The sequence below is a fragment of the Listeria sp. Marseille-Q6474 genome, assembly GCF_946902005.1.
GTDB classification, from domain to species: domain Bacteria; phylum Bacillota; class Bacilli; order Lactobacillales; family Listeriaceae; genus Listeria; species Listeria innocua.
In genome coordinates this window covers 2,093,023-2,114,193 of sequence record NZ_CAMPPS010000001.1, presented here as the reverse complement: position 1 = coordinate 2,114,193, position 21,171 = coordinate 2,093,023, and the positions used below count along the sequence as shown (strand labels likewise).

Annotated in this window: 17 protein-coding genes; 1 reads left to right on the top strand and 16 read right to left on the bottom strand. The window is 38.2% G+C overall.

The window, feature by feature from the left end:
- Positions 1 to 25: 25 nt before the first annotated feature.
- Positions 26 to 3,301 carry a TIM-barrel domain-containing protein gene (locus OC533_RS10565; protein ID WP_185511538.1) on the bottom strand — a complete coding sequence of 1,092 codons (3,276 nt, stop codon included), beginning with the start codon at positions 3,299 to 3,301 and terminating at the stop codon, positions 26 to 28.
- Positions 3,302 to 3,683: 382 nt separating this feature from the next.
- Here OC533_RS10565 and OC533_RS10560 point away from each other — a divergent pair, with 382 nt between their 5' ends.
- The gene (locus OC533_RS10560) at positions 3,684 to 4,592 is read left to right on the top strand and encodes a helix-turn-helix domain-containing protein (RefSeq protein ID WP_185482628.1); all 909 of its coding nucleotides are present in this window, start codon (positions 3,684 to 3,686) and stop codon (positions 4,590 to 4,592) included.
- A 55-nt stretch (positions 4,593 to 4,647) separates the two neighbouring features.
- On the opposite strand, the gene smpB is transcribed toward OC533_RS10560, so the two are convergent.
- From smpB to OC533_RS10485, 15 genes are all read right to left on the bottom strand, one after another.
- A complete protein-coding gene (gene smpB / locus OC533_RS10555; RefSeq protein WP_003723350.1) occupies positions 4,648 to 5,112 on the bottom strand; it encodes an SsrA-binding protein SmpB in 465 nt (154 codons plus the stop codon).
- A gap of 15 nt (positions 5,113 to 5,127) precedes the next feature.
- Entirely contained in the window at positions 5,128 to 7,509 is a 2,382-nt protein-coding gene (gene rnr / locus OC533_RS10550; protein WP_031649562.1) for a ribonuclease R, read from the bottom strand.
- Between the two features lie 33 nt (positions 7,510 to 7,542).
- Entirely contained in the window at positions 7,543 to 8,289 is a 747-nt protein-coding gene (locus OC533_RS10545) for an alpha/beta hydrolase (RefSeq protein ID WP_185484864.1), read from the bottom strand.
- A gap of 403 nt (positions 8,290 to 8,692) precedes the next feature.
- On the bottom strand, positions 8,693 to 8,926 hold the full coding sequence (secG, locus tag OC533_RS10540; RefSeq protein WP_003739713.1) for a preprotein translocase subunit SecG: 234 nt from the start codon (positions 8,924 to 8,926) through the stop codon (positions 8,693 to 8,695).
- An 89-nt stretch (positions 8,927 to 9,015) separates the two neighbouring features.
- Entirely contained in the window at positions 9,016 to 9,759 is a 744-nt protein-coding gene (locus OC533_RS10535; RefSeq protein ID WP_003763862.1) for an alpha/beta hydrolase, read from the bottom strand.
- A gap of 182 nt (positions 9,760 to 9,941) precedes the next feature.
- Positions 9,942 to 10,661, bottom strand: coding sequence for an alpha/beta fold hydrolase (locus OC533_RS10530; protein ID WP_010991251.1), 720 nt, complete (start codon positions 10,659 to 10,661; stop codon positions 9,942 to 9,944).
- Between the two features lie 131 nt (positions 10,662 to 10,792).
- The gene (locus OC533_RS10525; RefSeq protein ID WP_010991252.1) at positions 10,793 to 10,966 is read right to left on the bottom strand and encodes a hypothetical protein; all 174 of its coding nucleotides are present in this window, start codon (positions 10,964 to 10,966) and stop codon (positions 10,793 to 10,795) included.
- A gap of 102 nt (positions 10,967 to 11,068) precedes the next feature.
- Positions 11,069 to 12,361 carry a phosphopyruvate hydratase gene (gene eno, locus OC533_RS10520; protein ID WP_003727923.1) on the bottom strand — a complete coding sequence of 431 codons (1,293 nt, stop codon included), beginning with the start codon at positions 12,359 to 12,361 and terminating at the stop codon, positions 11,069 to 11,071.
- Between the two features lie 134 nt (positions 12,362 to 12,495).
- Positions 12,496 to 14,028, bottom strand: coding sequence for a 2,3-bisphosphoglycerate-independent phosphoglycerate mutase (gene gpmI, locus OC533_RS10515; protein WP_185590652.1), 1,533 nt, complete (start codon positions 14,026 to 14,028; stop codon positions 12,496 to 12,498).
- A gap of 1 nt (position 14,029) precedes the next feature.
- Positions 14,030 to 14,785 carry a triose-phosphate isomerase gene (gene tpiA / locus OC533_RS10510; RefSeq protein WP_003726581.1) on the bottom strand — a complete coding sequence of 252 codons (756 nt, stop codon included), beginning with the start codon at positions 14,783 to 14,785 and terminating at the stop codon, positions 14,030 to 14,032.
- A gap of 45 nt (positions 14,786 to 14,830) precedes the next feature.
- Positions 14,831 to 16,021 carry a phosphoglycerate kinase gene (locus OC533_RS10505; RefSeq protein ID WP_070752472.1) on the bottom strand — a complete coding sequence of 397 codons (1,191 nt, stop codon included), beginning with the start codon at positions 16,019 to 16,021 and terminating at the stop codon, positions 14,831 to 14,833.
- A gap of 134 nt (positions 16,022 to 16,155) precedes the next feature.
- Complete coding sequence (gene gap / locus OC533_RS10500) at positions 16,156 to 17,166, bottom strand: type I glyceraldehyde-3-phosphate dehydrogenase (protein WP_003726583.1); 1,011 nt, start codon at positions 17,164 to 17,166, stop codon at positions 16,156 to 16,158.
- A 33-nt stretch (positions 17,167 to 17,199) separates the two neighbouring features.
- Positions 17,200 to 18,246 (bottom strand): sugar-binding transcriptional regulator, encoded by a 1,047-nt coding sequence (locus OC533_RS10495; protein ID WP_003727920.1) that lies wholly within the window; start codon positions 18,244 to 18,246, stop codon positions 17,200 to 17,202.
- A gap of 441 nt (positions 18,247 to 18,687) precedes the next feature.
- Positions 18,688 to 20,031, bottom strand: coding sequence for an RNA polymerase factor sigma-54 (gene rpoN / locus OC533_RS10490; RefSeq protein ID WP_003763875.1), 1,344 nt, complete (start codon positions 20,029 to 20,031; stop codon positions 18,688 to 18,690).
- Positions 20,032 to 20,181: 150 nt separating this feature from the next.
- A complete protein-coding gene (locus OC533_RS10485; RefSeq protein WP_185550931.1) occupies positions 20,182 to 21,108 on the bottom strand; it encodes a dipeptidase in 927 nt (308 codons plus the stop codon).
- Between the last annotated feature and the right edge of the window lie 63 nt (positions 21,109 to 21,171).

The window sequence follows — 21,171 nt, the reverse complement described above, 5'->3', positions numbered from 1 at the left end:
TCACTCGAAAAGGGTGGCAATGTGTTTATTTTTTAATTACAACATGATCAAAGTTAATTCCCGCTGTATCGCCTGCTTCAAAATCAAAGACGACTTGGTTAATACCATCTTGCAAGGTTACTGGCACTTCCACTACGCCCCAAGTATCCCAGTCAGTCGTTTTCGGTAAAGCAATTTGTTGTTTGTTGCCATTTACATAAACCGTTCTTGTAGCATCTTCCACACCCGCGCTATAACGCACTTCCATCGTATAATCGGATGCGCCATCAACTGCATCAATATCAAACTCAACTGCTTCTTTTTCTTCATCAAATCCAGCTACAAAACCAGTTCCAGTGTAGCCAGCATGATCACTTGCAGTTGATACATTTGTTAAATGCCCGAATTCCGCTTCATAAGGTGCATGATTTACACCATTTAAAACGATAGCCTGAGTAGTGTCTGTTGCTGCAGTTTTGATGTAAGTTAAGTTTTGTACAGTGTCATAGTAATAAGCGCTCGTTGCTTCATTAAAGGCATCTAGTGTGTCTGCTTTAGCTACCTCAGTTCCTGCAACTGTTACACTTGTTGGCTCTGTACTGAAAACTTGCATCGTTGTTTCATCTGCCATTGCCGGAAGATTGACCGTAACTTTTTCATTTGCAAAGTCTTCAGAAACGCTAATATCACGCATCTCGCCACCATTTACATCATCATAGAAACTGTACTCGCTGTTTCCTGATGGATAAACTCGGAACGTTAAATTATCATATGCTTTTAAATCGTTACCTACATTTTGTCCTAGTTGATAACCATCTGTCATATTCATTGGAATAATCGCTCCAGCTTTTGCAAATACAGGTAGCGTATCAACATCTGCATAGTAAGAAATTGTTTCGCCACCTGGATGGATACCGCCGTTCCAAATATCTATCCATTCGCCTTCTGGTAAATAAACTTCTTTTTCTGTTTGGCCTTCTTGTACAATTGGTGCTACAAGTAAATCATCGCCAAACATATATTGTTCATCTAAATTACGCGTATTAATATCTTCTGGATAATCCATAGCCATTTGACGCATCATAGATTTTCCATTATCAGCAGTATCTTTTGCCGCTGTATAAATATAAGGAAGTAAATTCATACGTGTATATAAATATTTTTGGAATGTTGGTAAAATCGTTTCGTCGCCAGTTCTAGCTACTGCATTCCACGGTGAGCGTTCTTCACTTGGCGATGGATCTGATTTTTCCGAGTGGAACTGCATAATCGGTGCAAAAGCTGCCATTGCTGTTGCGCGTTTATAAAGTTCTGCTGTTGGATAATTTCCTGTGAATCCTGCCATATCCCATGCCCAGTAAGAAACGCCTGATGTTGATGCACTAAGACCTGCTTTTACGGATGCTTGGAAAGAATCAAATGTAGAAGTTTGATCTCCAGACCAGTAAATGCCCGATTTTTGTGCCCCTGAAGTTCCAGAACGGCTAAAGGAAACTGCCTCTGGATTTATACTTTTTGCAAAATCGAAATAGCTGGAAACATAATCTGTTGGATAACGGTTTCTCATTTCTTGCCCTTTTTCCCCGTTAGAAAAAGTTGTATCACGGCCCCAAACCATTTCTCCACCATCTGTCTTGAATCCATCAATTCCGACATCTGTTAGTAAATATTCACGTTGAGATGTCCACCAATTTACCGCATCTTTATTTGTGAAATCTAGTAAAATCCCGTTACCAAACCACTGAGATGCTGGAACTCGGTAAGGCGCCCCTGTTCCATCGTCCGCACTGTACCCTTGACTTATCATGTAGTCTTCATCATTATCTCTTTGTTCATACACTGTATTATCATCTTTTAATACAGGAACTTGCCATAATACAATGTTCATTCCTGCATCATGTACGCTGTCTACCATTGCTTTTGGATTTGTCCATTTCCCGTTAAATGTAAAATCATCATAGGCAAAAGGTTCACCATTTTTCTTCGCAGTATATGTCGCGTCGTTCCAAATGTAGTAAGTTTCTTCATCACTCCATTGTTCTAATACAAATCCCGTTGCTGGAATTTCATTTTCTTTTGCATTAGAAAGTGCTGTACTTACATCAGATTCTCTATCCCATTCATTTGCTGACATCCAAAGTCCGAATGCCCATTTTGGTAATAATGTAGTTTTTCCAGTAATATCTGTGTAGTTATTTACAATATCATTTTGATCTTTTCCGCTGATGACATAATAATCAAGCATATTCGTCATATCGCCATCATTATCTAAAATAAAGCTATATTTGTCTTCTACTTTTGAAGCCATTTGGAATTGTGAATGAAAATCAGAATTCACAAACATACCATATTTATTTGCACTTACAAAAAACGGTACTGCTAAATAAGTTCGTTCAGTTTGTGCTTGGTCTTGGTACTCATTATAAACGTAGGTTTCAACATCTTTGCCTCGTTGATTAATAGTATCGTAACGTTCACCAAAACCATAGAACGCCTCATCACTTGGCGTCATAAAATTATTTTGATATTGATTGATAACATTTTTGCCATCTGTCAACCAACCTAAGCTGTTGGCAGTTGTATATTCACTTGTAAGTAAAGTTCCATCTGCTTGGTACACTTCCATGCGGTAAGGAGACTTTTGGATTTCTACTCGCAAATCGTCAGTTGTAACTGTTACTTTATCTGCACCATCATCTACTGTGTAACCAGTTTTTCCAGCATGTCCAGTTTCTTTACCGGTTGGTGATAGTTCCATACGAAGTGTATCTAAATCCTCAAACGAAAGATATAATTTTGGAGTGAATTCACCTGCAGTAGCTGTCATATTTAATGTAATAGAATCTCCATTATCTACGACGCTGCTGACATCTTGCACATACTCCCAATCCGTCACGTAAAATGTAAACGGACCACTTTCATATTCAGTTCCTCCGTCAGTAGAACCTTTTGTTGTATAAGTAATTTCATCGCCTTTTTCAAATTTTCCTAAATCTGCTTTCCAGTAAGTATTGTTCCCGCTATTATAATCATAAGCTGCTGTAACATTTTCTTGTGCTACCCCGTTTTTAGTCCATTCTACCCAAACACTTTGTCCATCTTCAATTGGCCAGGTAGTAATATTTAATGTCACGTCTTCACCAGCTTTTGGATCTCTAGGAGAACGTTCTGTTGGTTGGACAGTATATAGATCATCATCCCCATATGGCGAGTGATATTCCCCATCCATCGCGAAAACGTTTGTCCCAAATCCACTTAAACAACTAAATATTAGTATGGTCAAAATGAAAATCAAACTAGATTTTCTTCCCTTTTGCTTCATCTCTCTTTCCTCCCTTAATGTATATTTTTACTAAAAACATATTACTTTTGATGTATTATTTCGCAAAATTATTAATTTTTGCATATCTATGATTGTAGAAATAATCACATAATGTTATAATTCTTTCACAGATACACTAAAAAAGTTCAAATTACTAATAATCCTACAAAAAAACGCAACTATGCCAGACCATTCTTCATGGAAAAACAATAATTGCGTTCATCAGAAGACCTTGCTTAAAAAACTTTAAAACAACCAGTTAATACTTTTTAACAAAGTTAACATGTCTTCTCCCTCCTTTTTCATCTATACTGAAATACTAACTCACAAATCTTACATAAAATTAAAAAGCATCAAATTTGAACAAATGGAGCTGAGTTTTATGCAAAATATTGGTGATACATTAAAATTTATTCGGAAAAGTAAAAACTTAACACAACAAGAGGCCTGTACGAATGCTCTCAGTCGTTCTAACTATCAAAAAATCGAAAATAATAAAATCATGCCTAGTATGGACCGTTTTATTCAAATCTTACTTAATTTCAATATGACATTAGAAGAATTTGAATTTATAAAACGAGACTTTACACCTTCTCCAAAAGAAAATATCCTTTATCTATACTCCAAGATTATTACCTCCTCAGAAACAGATATGATACTTAATGTTATTTCCAAATGCGACGACTACTTAGAAACCCACAACGATATTTTTATCTCTGACATTAAAGCCTCACTTGAAGGCATTTTACTAGCTGAAAAAGAACATAATTTTGAACTTGCTCGAAAGAAAGTAACCTACATTTGGGACAGGCTTTCGGAAGCTGATGAATTATTTTGGAATGACATATTAATATTAAGAAACATTTTCTTTATTTTTGAAAATGAAACCGCTCAACATATTGTAAATCGTCTTATCTCTCAACTTAAAAAATATCGTTACTTATATCCAACCCTTTCGATTGAGATTTCGCTTCATGTTAATCGTGCTACTTATTTAATTCTGGACGAAAAATATGAACTAGCTTTGCACTACATTGAATTATCTATTAAAATCGCTAAGCATAACCATTATTACTTACAATTTTGCATGGCTGTTGCGAAAAAAGGAATTGTGCTGTATAAGCTAGGTCAAAAACAAAAAGGTAAACACTTTATGCAACGAGCACTCAGAGTGGCTAAAGTACTTGAAGAAGAACGTATTTTAAGCGGGATTAAAAATGAAATCGATTATTTTCTTCATGATGAGATGCATAACCTCTCTTTGAATGAATTTACAAAAATAGACATATAAAAAAAAGCCTGAATCTAGCTTTTTCAACGGTTGTTGAATGACTAGATTCAGGCTTTTATTGTTGGCGCTCTTTAAAGGCACGTTCAATATCACGTTTTGCTTCTTTTTGTTTTAAGTCTTGGCGTTTATCGTATTTCTTTTTACCTCGAGCTACACCGATGAGTACTTTTGCGTAGCCATCTTTAATATACATTTTTAGTGGAACAATCGAATAACCGGACTCTTTCGTTTCTCCAATTAAACGGCTGATTTGCTTCTTATGTAAAAGCAACTTGCGCGTTCTTAGTGGATCATGATTGTAACGGTTCCCTTGTTCATATGGACTAATGTGCATATTGTGTAAGAAAATTTCCCCTTTGTCGATACGTGCATAGGAATCTTTTAAGTTTACCCGTGCGTTTCTGACGGATTTGATTTCAGTACCTTGCAGGACAATGCCAGCCTCAAAAGTTTCTTCAATTGCGTAATCGTGGCGCGCTTTTTTATTTTGCGCGACTAGTTTACCATCACCTTTTGGCATAACTCCCCATCCTTTCTAGCGACGTTTTTTCTTCTTCGGGCTTTCTTTTGCTACACCTTGATAAAAAGGTTTTTTCTTCTTTTTCTTTTTAGGTTTTGTATACCATTCGTCTTCTTTACGTTCTGATTTTGGTTTCACGTCTTCTGATTTACCAGTTCTACGTTTGTTACGACCTTTTTTTTGGTTACTCTTAAAGTTTCTAGTTTTATCAATCGGTTTTTCACGTTGACGTTTTTGTTTATCGCTCACTGGACCTGGTTTGCCTTCACTACGAAGAGCAAAATCGATTTCACGAGCATCTACGTCGACTTTTGTTACTTCTACTTCCACTTCATCACCAATACGATAAATTTGGCCTGTTCTTTCGCCAATCATCGCTAATTGATTTTGATGGAATTTGAAGTAATCGCCTTTCATTGCACTCACATGAACTAAACCTTCAATCGTAGTTGGAAGTTCGATAAATAAACCAAAATTGGTTACCGAACTAATGATTCCGATGAAACGTTCGCCCACTTTATCAACCATGAATTCTGTTTTCTTCAGTTCGTCAGTTTCACGTTCAGCTTCTACTGCACGTCGCTCCATTTTCGAGCTGTGTTCAGCAATCTCAGGAAGCTCCTCAGCGCGTTTTTCTAAAGTTTCCGGACGAACATCCCCGTTTATTAAATACTCTCTAATAAGCCTATGAACGATTAAATCCGGATAACGACGAATTGGCGACGTGAAATGTGTATAAAAATCAGTAGACAAGCCAAAGTGTCCCGCGCTTACTGTATCATACTTCGCTTGTTGCATCGAACGTAGCATTACAGTCGAAACAACCATCTCTTCTGGTTTACCTTTTACTTCTTCTAGTACTTGTTGTAGGGCTGCTGGGTGAATATCATTGGCAGTTCCTTTGACAATTAAGCCAAAATTAGTAATAAATTCAAAGAAACGTGCTAATTTATCTTCTTTTGGATCTTCATGAATACGATAAATAAATGGTACATCCATCCAGTGGAAATGTTCTGCAACTGTTTCATTGGCAGCAAGCATAAATTCTTCAATCAAATGCTCTCCCGCTGAACGTTCGCGCATAACGACTGCTTCTGGATGACCTTCTTCATCAACGACTACACGTGCTTCTTTAAAATCAAAATCAATCGCACCACGTTTTTCACGTTTACGGCGAAGGATTTCAGCTAAATGTTGCATCGCTTCAAGCATTGGAACGATTGGCGCATATTTTTCACGCAACGCTTCGTCTTTTTCAACTAAAATATCATTAACGTCTGTATAAGTCATTCGTTCCGTTGTTTTAATAATACTTTCAAAAATTTCATGATTAACCACGTGGCCCTCTTGATCAATTTCCATTTCACAACTCATTGTAAAACGGTCTACTTGTGGGTTAAGTGAGCAAATGCCATTCGAAAGTTTATGTGGCAACATTGGAATTACTCGGTCGACCAAATAAACACTTGTACCGCGGTCTTGCGCCTCTTTATCAAGTGGCGAGCCTTCTGTTACATAATGCGTTACGTCTGCAATATGCACGCCTAGCTTCCAGTTGCCATTTGGTAATTGTTTGACAGTAACTGCATCATCCAAGTCTTTGGCGTCTGCCCCGTCAATTGTAATTATCATTTGGTCACGAAGATCTCGACGATTGCCAATATCAGAATCATCGACCACATCAGGTGCTTTACTTACTTGTTCCATAACTTCTTCCGGAAAAGCAATCGAAATTCCATGTTTATGAATAATCGATAAAATATCTACTCCTGGATCATTACGGTGGCCGATAATTGACTTAACAACACCTCGAGCCCTAGCATGTCCAGTTGCATATTCAGTTAATTCCACGATAACTTTATGACCATCTACCGGTTTTAAGCCATCCTCTAAATCAATTTCTACTTCACCGAAAAGTCGTTTATCATCTGGCATCACAATTGGAGTACCAGCTAAGTCTTCCATATAAGTTCCGACGATTTGTGTTGTCTTCCGTTCGACAATTTTCTTAATCGTACCTTCTGCCAAATTATCGCCTTTACGTTTCGTGATCGTCGCAAAAACTAAATCACCGTTCATTGCATCTTTAACTTCATTTGGCGGGATAAAAATATCGTCCATTTCTTTCTCTTCTGGGAGAACAAAGCCAAAACCTCGTTCATGTGCGCGAAATGTTCCTTTTACTAAGTCCATTTTTTCTGGTAATGCATACCGATTCTTCCTTGAGCGGACAATAGTTCCGGAATCTTCCAGTTTTACTAAAGCTTTCACCATTAATTTAAAATCATCCGCATTGTTTAAAGCTATTTCTATTTCTAAATCTTCTAGCGCAAATGTTTTATCAGGCGCTGAAGTTAATAGATTCATAATTTTTTCTTCCATTTGTTTTTGTTCCACTTCTATCCCTCCTCTCTCTGTTTTAAAAATTGTTTATTCTTGCCAATCTAAGCTATCTAAAAATGTTAAAATTGCTTGGTTTACGTCTTTTCTTTCTTTGTCTAATGTTATGACATGACCAGATTCTTTAAACCAGTGTAACTCTTTCTTTGTTGATTCTACTGTATCATAAATCAGCTGTGCCCCGCTCACATCAACCATATCGTCTTTTTCACCTTGAACGACCATGATTGGTGCATAAATCATATCTATTTCAGACACGACGCCATTAATTTCATCTTTTAGTTTAGCGATAGTATTCATTGGCGCGTCTTTATAGGCGACCATTTCTGCATCGATTTGTTCAGGCGTTTTACCTTCTAATTTTTTATAATTACGCACATAATCTAAAAAGCCTTGAATTATTGGCGATGAGCTGTCCATTCTTGTTGGAGTACTCATGGCTATAATTCCCTTTAACGGCCTAGAAAAACCTAATTTTAGTGAAAAAAGTCCACCGAGCGAAAGTCCCGCTACAGCAATTTCAGTGTAGCCAAGTGATTTTAGGTGATCATAGGCTTCAAGAACATCTTCCCACCAATCGTTTGGTCCTGTTTTTAACAGTAGGTCGGGAGATACACCGTGGCCTCTGTATTGAGGCGCATAGCAAGTATAATTGTTTTCTTGTAAAAACCTACCTAAAATTCGTACATCCGCTGAGCTACCTGTGAAACCGTGTAAGAGTAACACTGCTCTTTTGCCTTTTTCGAATAGGAATGGTTGTGGTGGTGTTATTTTCATAGTAAATATCGCTCCTTGGTTCTTTTTGGAGTTTTGGTTGATCTGGGGTGGGTTTGTGGTTCACTTTTTTATGGAAACAACGTTCCGCTACGTTACGCCTTGTATTGGAGTTCTAGGGGATTGGCTGTATTTAATAATTTGTGCTTCCCTTTTTGGGTTGTTCGTCCACTTTTTTTATGGAAACAACGTTCCGCTACGCTACACCTTGTATTGTAGTTCTAGGGGATTTGTTGTACTTAAAAATTTGTGCTCCCCTTTTTGGGTTGTTCGTCCACTTTTTAATGGAAACAACGTTCCGCTACGCTACACCTTGTATTGTAGTTCTAGGGAAGCGGACTACGCTTCTGGAGAACTACAATAATAAAAAACCACCTAAATTTTCATTCAGGTGGTTAACATCTCGTTACTGTACAAAATATGCCAGTGCAATTAGTATTGCGAAGAAAACAATGGATAGAACGATGGTTGTACGATGTAGAATAAGTTCTAGTCCTCTTGCTTTTTGCTTACCGAATAATTGCTCAGCTCCACCAGAGATGGCACCGGATAGCCCAGCACTTTTACCTGGTTGAAGTATGATAACTGTAATTAACAGTACTGATACGATGATGAGTAAGACCGTTAAAACTGTACTCATTGTTCTTTCCTCCTAAAACCGCCCAATTTGACTAAGGTTAATTTTACCATATTTGGTATTATACGTAAAGGTTTGTTTCTATACAATAGTTAAACAACTTTTTCCTCAAGCCAAACTAGATCGTCTAAGAAGTAAATCAAGTCTTCTTCTAAAATATCTTTTTCACAGTCGTTCACAATATCGTGACCTGAACCTGCATAGAAGCATAGTTGTTTATCGTTTGTATGAATGTGTTTGAAGATATAATTGGCGTTATCTGCGTCGATTTCTTCGTCTTGACAGCCTTGACCAATCATCGTTGGCACATGAATCTTTTCAATATCACGCGCAACATTTTTGTAGAAAGTAGCACGTGCTTCCGTCATTACGTCTATTTCAGGAAGGTAGTTTTTTAACATATCATCTGCTTCTTGTTCTACTATACCTTGTTTCTTTAATTGTTTAGTTAAATAGTTTTCGATTGGGATATAGCGCATTTTACGGTTTACATTGGCGCATAAAGGAACAATCGCTTTTGGTGAAAACGATTCTGCCATTTTAAGCGCAAAAACACCGCCCATTGCCACACCGACAATTGCAATTTCATTATATCCGTCTTTTTCAAGTTGACGATATCCAGCCACCGCATCTTCATACCACATTTCCGGTGTTGTTTTCAAGAAAATAGCGGGTTCATCCCCGTGACCTCTGAAGTTTGGTGCATGTACTGTGTATCCATTTTCTGCTAGAGTTTCTCCAAGTTCTCTTACGTCTTCTGTAGTCCCTGCAAAGCCATGCAAGAGCAAAACAGCACGATTTCCCGCTTTTAACGTAAAGCTACGATCCGCACTCATTTTTACGCAATCCTCCTAATATCATCACTTTTATAATCCACTCTATTGTAGCCCATCTGAACTAAATAAGCTACCTTTTGAGTTCTGACCAATAGACCAATATTAACGCTATCCAAGGAACTTGTCAAATACTTTTTTCGCACCCCTCAAACACGTTGGTATTAAAGGGTTTTAAGGTGTTTCTATTTGTGAATTTCCGCGCTTAAATTGGAAAAGAAAGTATGAATTAATCGTAACAATTGTTTTGGTTTTTGCCTAGGTAAATAATGAAGCCCATTTCTAACAATAACCATTTCGCCGTGTTGAACAGAATGTACCATTTTCTTCGTATCTTTAGAAGAAATCAAATCGTATTCACCAACAACAGCCAAAAGGGGTGCGCTTATTTTCTTTAAATCCGCTTCTGACATATGTGGATGATAGATGGTTAAAGCAAGTTGCTGTTTCATACGTTCAAAAAAACGGCTAAACGGAGCTAAGAGAACTGTAGCTCCATAAGCAACGCGGCAAAACAAATCTGGTAAAAAGCGGATTTGGTTTACATGATAATTTGTGCCAATAACGACTGAGGCGATTTGACGTTTTGGTTGCATTTTACCCATGACAAGAGCAACAATACCACCGTCGCTATAACCAACGACTTTATATTTATCAATTTTCAAAAAATCGAGTAATGAAAGCATATCGAGAGCCATTATTTCAAAATCAAGCGGCATATTTCCTGCGTCACTTCTACCATGTGCGCGACTATCTACAGCGATTACTTGATGATCAAGTGCTAAGTCATCAATAATTCGTTTTAAGGAACGGTGACTTTGACCATTCCCGTGGATAAGAAGAATCGGTTCGCCAGTCCCGTATATTTGATAAAACAAGTTAATTCCATTGATTTTTGTTATCATAAAGCATTTCTCCTTGCTCGAGACTTCTAATACTCTTATTTTACACCTGATTATACTTGATTTCATATAAAAATGCTTCTAATATATTAAAATACGCCTGATTCTAATCAAGCTAGAATCAGGCGCACTATTTATTTCATAAGTCTACGATGGTATTGTTGTTGCGGTACGTCTGCATCAATAATTTTCTTTGGTACAGAGCGCTTTTCGGCTAAGGGGTGGCTTTTTTCATGCACCACAGCGTCTTTGATTTTCGGAGTTTCGAGCACTTTTGAGGCCTGACTATTTTTTACTTTCATCAGCATTACCTCCTCTTCCAAATCATTACCCCTCTATCTATTTTTAAAACAGAAAAAACTCCGCGAAAATGTTACTTTTCGCGGAGTTTAGCGTTTTATTCAATCAACTTATTTTTTTAAGTTGTAGAAAGTGTCGTTACCATGATATTCAGCAAGATCAGCCAAATTGTCTTCGATGCGGAGTAATTGGTTATATTTTGCAACACGGTCAGTACGAGTAGGCGCACCAGTTTTGATTTGACCAGCGTTTGTAGCTACTGCAATGTCAGCGATTGTGGAATCTTCTGTTTCACCAGAACGGTGAGAGATAACTGCAGTGTAGCCAGCGCGTTTAGCCATTTCAATTGCATCCAATGTTTCAGTCAAAGTACCGATTTGGTTAACTTTGATTAGGATGGAGTTAGCGATACCTTTTTCGATACCTTCTTTAAGTTTAGTTGTGTTAGTTACAAATAGATCGTCACCTACTAATTGAACGCGGTCACCAATACGTTCTGTAAGTAGTTTGAATCCGTCCCAGTCATTTTCGTCTAGGCCATCTTCAATAGAGATGATTGGGTATTTAGTAATCATTTCTTCATACCAAGTTACCATTTCTTCAGAAGTACGAGTTACGCCTTCACCTTTAAGTTCGTATTTACCAGTTTCGCGGTTATAGAACTCACTTGATGCAGCATCCATCGCAAGTTTAACTTCTTCGCCAGGTTTGTAACCAGCATCTTTAATTGCTTGCATGATTGTTTCAAGAGCTTCTTCGTTGGATTTAAGGTTTGGAGCGAATCCACCTTCATCACCAACACCAGTGTTTAAGCCTTTACCTTTAAGAACCGCTTTAAGTGCATGTAGGATTTCAGCACCCATACGTAGAGCTTCTTTAAAGTTTGGAGCTCCAACAGGCATTACCATAAATTCTTGAACGTCGACATTGTTATCAGCATGTTCTCCGCCGTTAAGGATGTTCATCATTGGAACTGGAAGAACTTTACCGTTCACTCCACCAAGATATTCATATAAATGTACGCCTAGTTCGTCAGCAGCAGCACGAGCAGCAGCTAAAGAAACACCAAGAATAGCGTTAGCACCTAATTTACCTTTGTTAGGTGTACCATCAAGTTCGATCATTGCTTTGTCAATTCCGATTTGATCAGTTACGTCAAAACCGATAATTTTGTCAGCAATAATGTCGTTTACGTTTTCAACAGCTTTTAAAACACCTTTTCCAAGGTAACGAGCTTTGTCGCCATCGCGTAATTCTACAGCTTCGTATTCACCAGTTGAAGCACCACTTGGAACTAAAGCGCGACCAAACGCACCAGCTTCAGTATAAACTTCAACCTCAACAGTTGGGTTACCGCGGGAATCTAAGACTTCGCGAGCATAAACTTCAGTAATAATAGACATTTATAATTCTCTCCTTTGTTGGGATTAATTGAACGAAATGAACAAGATATTCACTTCAAATCAAAGACCCATCCGTTTTTAAATTCGTTTTTATTGTAGCTCTGTTTGCAAAAAAACTAAAGTAATAACTAAAATTATTTTTGAATTAAACTTTCGCCTGTCATTTCGGCAGGTTTTTTAATGCCAAGTAAATCAAGCATTGTTGGCGCAACGTCAGCCAGACGACCACCTTCACGAAGCGTTACACCTTTTTTCGTTACAATTACTGGAACTGGAACGGTAGTGTGCGCAGTGTGCGGTTTTCCTTCTGGAGTAGACATTGTTTCAGAGTTACCATGGTCAGCAAAGATAATAGCTGAGCCACCTTTTTCTAAAATAAGGTCTACTACACGACCAAGATTTTCATCTACTGCTTCGATTGCCTTAATCGTTGGCTCAAGCATACCTGAATGTCCAACCATATCTGGATTAGCGAAGTTTAAGATGATCGCATCGTGTTTGTCGTTTTTAATGTCTTCAACAAGCGCATCTGTTACTTCATATGCACTCATTTCAGGTTTTAAATCGTATGTTTCTACTTTTGGCGAATTGATTAGAATCCGGTTTTCACCAGGGAATTCTTCATTTCGTCCGCCATTCATAAAGAATGTTACGTGTGGATATTTTTCTGTTTCAGCGATACGCAGTTGCGATAAGCCTTCATTAGAAAGTACTTCGCCGATTACATTTTTCATTTCAATTGGCTCAAAAGCAACTTCAGCATCAATGCTTGGGTTGTAAAGAGTCATTGTAACGAATTTGATGTTTTTAGGGTGGTTAGCCCCGCGGTCGAAATGATCCCATTCTTTATCAGTAAATGCATTAGAAAGCTGAATCGCACGGTCAGGACGGAAATTGAAGAAAATCACTGCATCGTTGTCTTTAACTGTTGCAACAGGTTTGCCATCTTTAGTAATGATAGCAGGAACAACGAATTCATCATTTTTGTCATTAGCGTAAGAAGCTTTGACAAGTTCGATTGGATCTTCAAATTTTTCACCTTCAGCGCTTACGATTGCTTTGTATGCTTTTTCAACACGTTCCCAGCGTTTATCACGATCCATCGCGTAGAAACGTCCAGAAACAGTAGCAATTGCACCATAGTTTAAGTCACTAATAGCTTTTTCTAGTGTTTCTAAATATTCTAGTGAAGATTGTGGAGCCACGTCACGTCCATCAAGGAATGCATGGATATAAACGTTTTTCACGCCTTTATCTTTCGCAGTTTCTAAAAGTGCAACGAGGTGATTAATGTGACTATGCACGCCGCCGTCTGATAGTAAACCGAAAAGATGTAGGTCCGAGTTGTTTTCTTTTGTATGAGTGAAAGCATTGTTTAGGGCTTTGTTCTCTTGGAATTCGCCTTCTTCAATTGCTTTATCAATACGAGTTAAGCTTTGGTAGACAATACGTCCAGCTCCGATGTTTGTATGGCCAACTTCAGAGTTACCCATTTGGCCTTCTGGAAGACCAACATCAAGGCCAGCAGCTTTAAGTTCCCCGTGAGGAAAATTAGCCCAGTAACGGTCAAAATTTGGTTTGTTTGCTTGAGCTACAGCATTACCTACTGTTTCCGCACGTTTACCAAAACCATCGAGGATAATAATTGCTACAGGTGATTTACTCATTTTATTTTACTGCCTCCAATAATGCTAAGAACGATGCTGGTTCTAAGCTTGCTCCACCTACAAGAGCGCCGTCAATGTCGGACTCTGCAAGATAATCAGCAATGTTTTCAGGTTTTACGCTACCGCCGTATTGAATACGAACTGCGTCTGCTGCTTTTTGAGATACAGCGTCAGCAACTTCTGCACGAATAACTGCACAAGTTTCGTTTGCATCAGCACTTGTGGAAGATTTCCCAGTACCGATTGCCCAAATTGGTTCATAAGCAATAACAGATTTGATTACTTGTTCTTCCGTTAATCCAGCAAGAGCTGCACGGATTTGACCACGTACCCAAGTATCTGTTTGACCAGCTTCACGTTGATCTAATGTTTCACCACAGCAAATGATTGGTGTCATGCCGTGTTTGAAGATTGCGTGTGCTTTTTTGTTAATATCTTCGTCTGTTTCGTGGAAATACTCACGACGTTCAGAGTGTCCGATAATAACATAAGAAACACCTAAGTCAGCAAGTGCAAACGGGCTAATTTCGCCAGTGAAAGCACCTTCGTCTTCAAAATAACAGTTTTGTGCAGCAACGCGAAGATTAGTTCCTTCAGTAAGACGAACTAATTCTTGTAAAAATAGAGCCGGTGCAGCAACTACTGATTCAACAGCATCGCTTGATGGCACGTTATTTTTTACGTCTTCTGCAAATTGTCCTGCTTTTGCAGCAGTTTTGTTCATTTTCCAGTTACCAGCAATAATTGGTTTACGCATTTGGATAAACATCCTCTCGATATTAAAAATTATTTTTGGTTCAGCTTATTTGTCGCTAATAGAAGCAACGCCAGGAAGCTCTTTACCTTCAAGATACTCTAAAGATGCGCCGCCACCAGTGGAAATATGTGTGAATTTGTCAGCAAAGCCTAAGTCCATAGCTGCTGCTGCGGAATCCCCACCACCGATGATTGTTGTTGCATCCGTTAAGTTTGCAATAGCTTCACAAACGCCAATTGTACCTTTAGCAAAGTTGCTAAGTTCGAATACGCCCATTGGACCATTCCATACAACTGTTTTAGCGCCTTGAAGTTCTTTTGTGAATAAGTCAATTGTAGCTTGACCAATATCTAGTCCCATTTCATCAGCTGGAATGCTATCTGCACTCACTGTATGGAAAGGAGCATCGTTACTGAATTCTTTAGATACAACTGCATCAACTGGTAATACTAATTTATCGCCAGCTTTTTCAAGTAAGCCTTTAGCAAGTTCAACTTTATCTGCTTCTAAAAGAGATTTACCAATTTCTTGACCTTGAGCTGCCATGAAAGTGAAAGTCATTCCGCCGCCGACAAGAACTTTGTCTGCTTTTGTAAGTAAGTTTTCAATAACACCGATTTTGTCAGAAACTTTTGCGCCACCTAGGATTGCTACTAGTGGACGTGCTGGATTATCAACTACACCGCCGATGAATTTAATTTCTTTTTCCATCAAAAATCCGGCCGCTGATTCTAAGTTAGAAGCGATTCCAACGTTAGACGCGTGCGCACGGTGAGCAGTACCGAAAGCGTCATTTACGAAAACGTCGCCAAGGCTAGCCCAGTATTTTCCAAGTTCTGGATCATTTTTGCTTTCTTTTTTACCATCAATATCTTCAAAACGTGTATTTTCAAAAAGAAGTACTTCGCCGTCTTTTAACTCATCAACTGCTTTTTCAAGTTCTGGACCACGAGTAGTAGGAACGAATTTCACTTCTTTTCCAAGTAATTCGCTTAAACGAGCGGCTACTGGACGAAGAGATTTTCCTTCTTTATCTTCTTCTGTTTTTACTTTTCCAAGGTGAGAAAATAGAATTGCTTTACCGTTTTGTTCTAAGATGTATTTAATTGTTGGAAGTGCAGCTACAATACGGTTGTCGTTAGTGATTTTGCCGTCTTTCATTGGCACGTTAAAGTCAACACGAACTAAAACTTTTTTGTTTTTTAAATCTAAATCAGTTACAACTTTTTTAGCCATTTAAAGTTCCTCCATTAATTTTAAAGGATTGGGGTCGCCCCCGTTATTTCAGAAAATAAGCGGAAACAATAGTGTCTCCGCTTATTCTTGTTATTGCTGATGTGACTAGCACTTCAGTAAAATTAATCTGCTAATTATTTAGCGATTTTTGCAAAGTATTCTAAAGTACGAACTAATTGAGCAGTGTAGCTCATTTCGTTATCGTACCAAGCTACAGTTTTAACTAATTGTTGATCGCCAACTGTAAGAACTTTTGTTTGAGTTTCGTCAAATAATGAACCGAAAGTCATACCTTTGATGTCAGAAGAAACAACTTGGTCACTAGTGTAACCGAATGTTTCTGGATCAGAAGCTGCTTCCATAGCTGCATTTACTTCATCAACAGTAACTTTTTTGTCAAGAACTGTTACTAACTCAGTAAGGGAACCAGTTGGAACTGGAACACGTTGAGCGGCTCCGTCTAATTTACCTTTAAGTGTTGGTAATACTTCACCGATAGCTTTAGCAGCACCAGTTGTATTAGGGATAATATTTTCGGCAGCAGCACGTGCACGACGGAAGTCACCTTTTGGATGTGGAGCATCTAATGTATTTTGGTCACCAGTGTAAGCGTGAATTGTAGTCATTAGACCTTCAACAACACCAAATTTGTCTTCTAAAACTTTAGCCATTGGAGCTAAACAGTTAGTAGTACAGCTTGCGCCAGAGATAACTGTTTCAGTTCCGTCTAATGTTTCATGGTTTACATTGTAAACGATTGTTTTCATGTCGCCAGTTGCTGGAGCGGAGATAACAACTTTTTTAGCGCCAGCTTTAATGTGTAATTCAGCTTTGTCTTGTGCTGTGAAGAAACCAGTACATTCTAGAACGATGTCTACTCCTAGGTCCCCCCATGGAAGTTCTTCTGGGTTACGGTTAGCTAATACTTTAACTTCTTTACCGTTTACGTTGAAGAAACCATCATGTACTTCTACTTCACCGTCGAAACGGCCTTGAGTTGTATCATATTTTAACAGGTGAGCTAACATTTTAGCGTCTGTTAAGTCGTTGATTGCAACAACTTCAATTCCTTCCACATTTTGAATACGACGGAATGCTAGACGTCCGATACGTCCAAAACCATTAATACCAACTTTAACTGTCATAAGTCAATTTCCTCCTTGAAAATAGTGTTTTTTTTATTTCAAAAGGGTATTACTCCCTTTTAAAAGCGATTTTGCTGCTCCTTCATCCGTGATTAAAATCGTATTTTTCGGAGCGCTTTTCATATACGACTTGATTGCTTTGGCTTTTGATGTACCGCCTGCAACAGCGATAATGTGCGGGATTTGCGCTAAGTCTTCGAACTGAAGACCGAATGTAGGGACCTTATGTACAACCTCGCCTTGTTCATCAAAATAATAACCAAATGCTTCACCAACAGCTTTACGACGGATGATTTTTTCAAGTACATCTTCGCCGGTATGTCTGCGTTTCGCCATCGCGAGCGCATCACCTATGCCTAAAATAATAGCATTTGCGGATTGTACTAATCGTAAGCCTTCTTGAATTGCCGGTTCTTTCAGTAAAGAACGATAGGCTTCTTCGCCTAATTGCTCTGGAACATAGAGAACGCGGTGTTTTGTGTTTGTCTTTGTTGCCATCTTATCACAAATTGTATTCGCTTGATTGTCAAGGTCTTCACCAATACCTCCACGACCGGGAACGAAAAGTAGTTCTCTGCCTTTTGCGAAATCAGTTGTCATCATTTCGGCAACAGTTGCCATTGTAGAGCCGCCCATAACTGCGACGATGTTTCTTTTTTCGGTGAGCGCCATGTCTAATTGTTCTACCGCCACACGTCCCATTTCTTCGCGGACCCATGGAGTATCATCGCTATCACCTTGCACTACCAAGCATTTTTTGATTTGCAATTTTTTCGCTAATTGTTCTTCCATTGAATGTAACCCTGAAAGCTGATTCATGACATTTTCCAAATCACGAAAAACGACCAAGCCTTCTTTAGTAACGGTCATTCCGGAAGAAGCAATTTCTACTAAACCTTGTGCTTTCAAAAATTCTACTTCGCCGCGCAGGACGCGTTCACTCATGCCTAACATTCCGGCAAGTGTCCGTCTCCCAACTGGTTCAGAAAAATATATCGAGCGTAGGATTTGATAGCGTTTTTGCATAATCATTAAAACGTCGGGCAATAACTTTTTCTGAATGTTAATTAAGTCTGACATTTTTAATTGCTCCTCATCTTTGGACGCTTTACGACCCACTTAGTCATCTGGCGTCCCGTTAGAACTAAAAAAAGTAGAGATAGAGGTTTTTACAACTTTCAAGACTATTAAACTAGCTACTTCAGCTTGTTAACAAAGTGTCTCTCAATGTGATTTTTACCCCTTCTCTTTCTGCTTACGCTGGTGAATCTTTTTTAATGTTCTTTAACTACCCTACGTTCCCTATTCTAACAGTCTTGGCACAAATCTTCAAGTGTTAAGTGGGACATTTATGAAATATTCACCTGAAATTTACAATTAAGTTTTAAAATGTAAACTTCTAACTAGGCTATACTAGTTGTTTTCCACGTCTATTAAAAATGAAACATGCTCTTGCTGATTTTTTTATTTTAAAAAGACATTTTTTGTCCCACAGCCTAGTTGTGAGGCAAAAAATGTCTTTTAAAATCTTTTTCTTTTGGAAGATGATGGAATATTTAACTCCAAGCGATATTTAGCGATAGCTCTTCTTGAAACTTGAATTTCTTTTTCTGCGAGCATATCAACTATTTTTTGATCTGAAAGTGGTTTTAGTTTATCTTCTGCTGCTACGAATTCTTGTACTAGTTTTTTAATCGTGGTACTCGAGATGTCGCCAACATTTTCGTTTTCCGAAGATTTTTTCTGTAAACCAGATGCAAAAAAGCGTTTTAGTTCGTACACGCCGGTATTTGTTTCCATATATTTACCATTTACCGCACGACTTACAGTAGACTCATGCACCCCAAGTTCTTCTGCCACTTCTTTTAAAGTTAGGGGTTGTAAATGGGCTGAATTGTCGAGAAAATAGGCTTTTTGGTGACTTACGATTGCCTCACCAACTCTTTGTAATGTGTTTTCCCGTTGTTCAATTCCTTTTTTTATCCAATCAAATTCACCCGCTTTTTCACGGAGAAATTGGGCCACGTCTTTTTCTTCTGTTGCTCGCATTGTTTCATAATAAGCCTCTTGGAACCTGACTTGTGGTAGAAATTGTTTTGCCAAAGATACTGTAAATTCATTTCCATGTTGGAGTAAAATTAAATCTGGGACTACATACTGGACACGTTCTGACTCAAACTCAGAGCCAGGTTTAGGATTTAATGTTTGGATGTAATCGGAAACTTCTTGAATATCTTGCAAGCTTACATCCATTTCTGAGGCGATTTTCTTCCATTTTTTCTCCGCGAATTCCGTGAAGAATTTTTGGATGACATCGTAAGCAATATATGGAGCATCAGGCGAACGTTCGATTTGTAGTAAAATACATTCTCTCGCATCCCTCGCTCCAACCCCAGCAGGTTCCATCCCTTGTAAAATTTCAAGTCCTTCTAAAACACTGGAATCGTCCATCAGAAGTGCTGCACTGACGTCTTTTAAATCTATTTGTAAATAACCATTGTCATTTAAACTTTCTATTAAATATAAAACAATAATTTTTTGGGTTTGCGTTACATCCATTAAATGCAACTGTTCTTTCAGCGCATCGGCCAACGTCAGCTTGTTATCGGCTATTTGTTCTAACCAATCTGTATCATCAGAGCTTCCAGAGCTTTTACGGCTACTATAGGAAAAATCTGTTGCAAAATCCGAGCCTGGAATCACTTCTATTAATGGGTTCTCGAGTGCTTTATCTTCTAAAAATGCCACTAAATCAGCTGTCGCAAATTGAAGCATAGCAATAGACTGTGACAATTGTTGCGTCATATTTAATTTCAGCGATTGTTTTTGTTGTTGCTTTTGGACGAAATTAGATTCTAAACGCACATTAAAACCTCCATTAAAAATCAGTCTGATACTACTACCAAACTGGATTATATTCCATTTCTAGTCTTCATTATAACATGCCATTTTTCAAAATACAGCACATTATATTTGAAAAAAGTCCAAGCACCAGTTAGAGTGCTTGGACTTTTTTTATTTTGGTAAATGGTTTAAGAAATTGCGAGATGCAAATCCTTCTACTTCTTCTTTCGTATAGTGTTTCTCTAATGTTTGGAGGAAGCTTTGGTACTTACCGACATGTTCCAGTCCTTTGACATGATCTGGGATACCATCAAAATCCGAGCCAAAACCAATATTTTTCAATCCACCAAGTTCACAAATATGATCAATATGGCGAATAACATCTTCCATATCAGCCACACCGGAGTTCGTAGTAAATAGCGGGTGGAAAATAACATCAATCATTGCATCATGCTCTATCATCGCTTTAATTTGATCATCATCTAAGTTTCTTGGATGAGAGCATATTGCTTTAGCGCTTGAATGGCTGGCAATAACAAACTCAGCTTTATCTAAAGTTTCCCAAAAAGCTTTCACACTCAAATGCGAAACATCTGTGAATACTTTTCTTTTATTTAAAAGCTGGATGATTTCTTTGCCAAAATGAGTTAAGCCTGCACCGCGTTCTTCCATGATTCCATCCGCTGCCAGGTTAGCATTATTCCAAGTTAAACCGACAGATAATACTCCACCATCAAGCAATTGTGTTAGTTTATCTAGGTCACGTCCGATTGGTTCAATGCCTTCTAATGTTAACATTGCACCGATTTTATCTTCCGGCAGATTTTCTAATTCGCACCATTTCTTCACATGCTGAATCATTCCGCCTTTATGAAGAACGTGTTGTTTAAAAATATTAACTTGCTCAACTGCTTTCTTCCATTTATGTTCAACAGGAACCTCTTCGTCAAGAAAAATGGCGAATCCTTGTAATAACATTTTAGCTTCTATAAGCCGTTCAAAATTCACATCAAGTTCTTCAGCATCTTGGAAAGTGTATTTTCCTTTTCCAGCCTGTAACTTATAAAGCGCATCACAGTGGGTATCAATTACTCTCATTTTCTGTCGTTCCTCCTTTTAGATACATCTATTATATACCTTTCAGAGGAATAGACAAGAAGT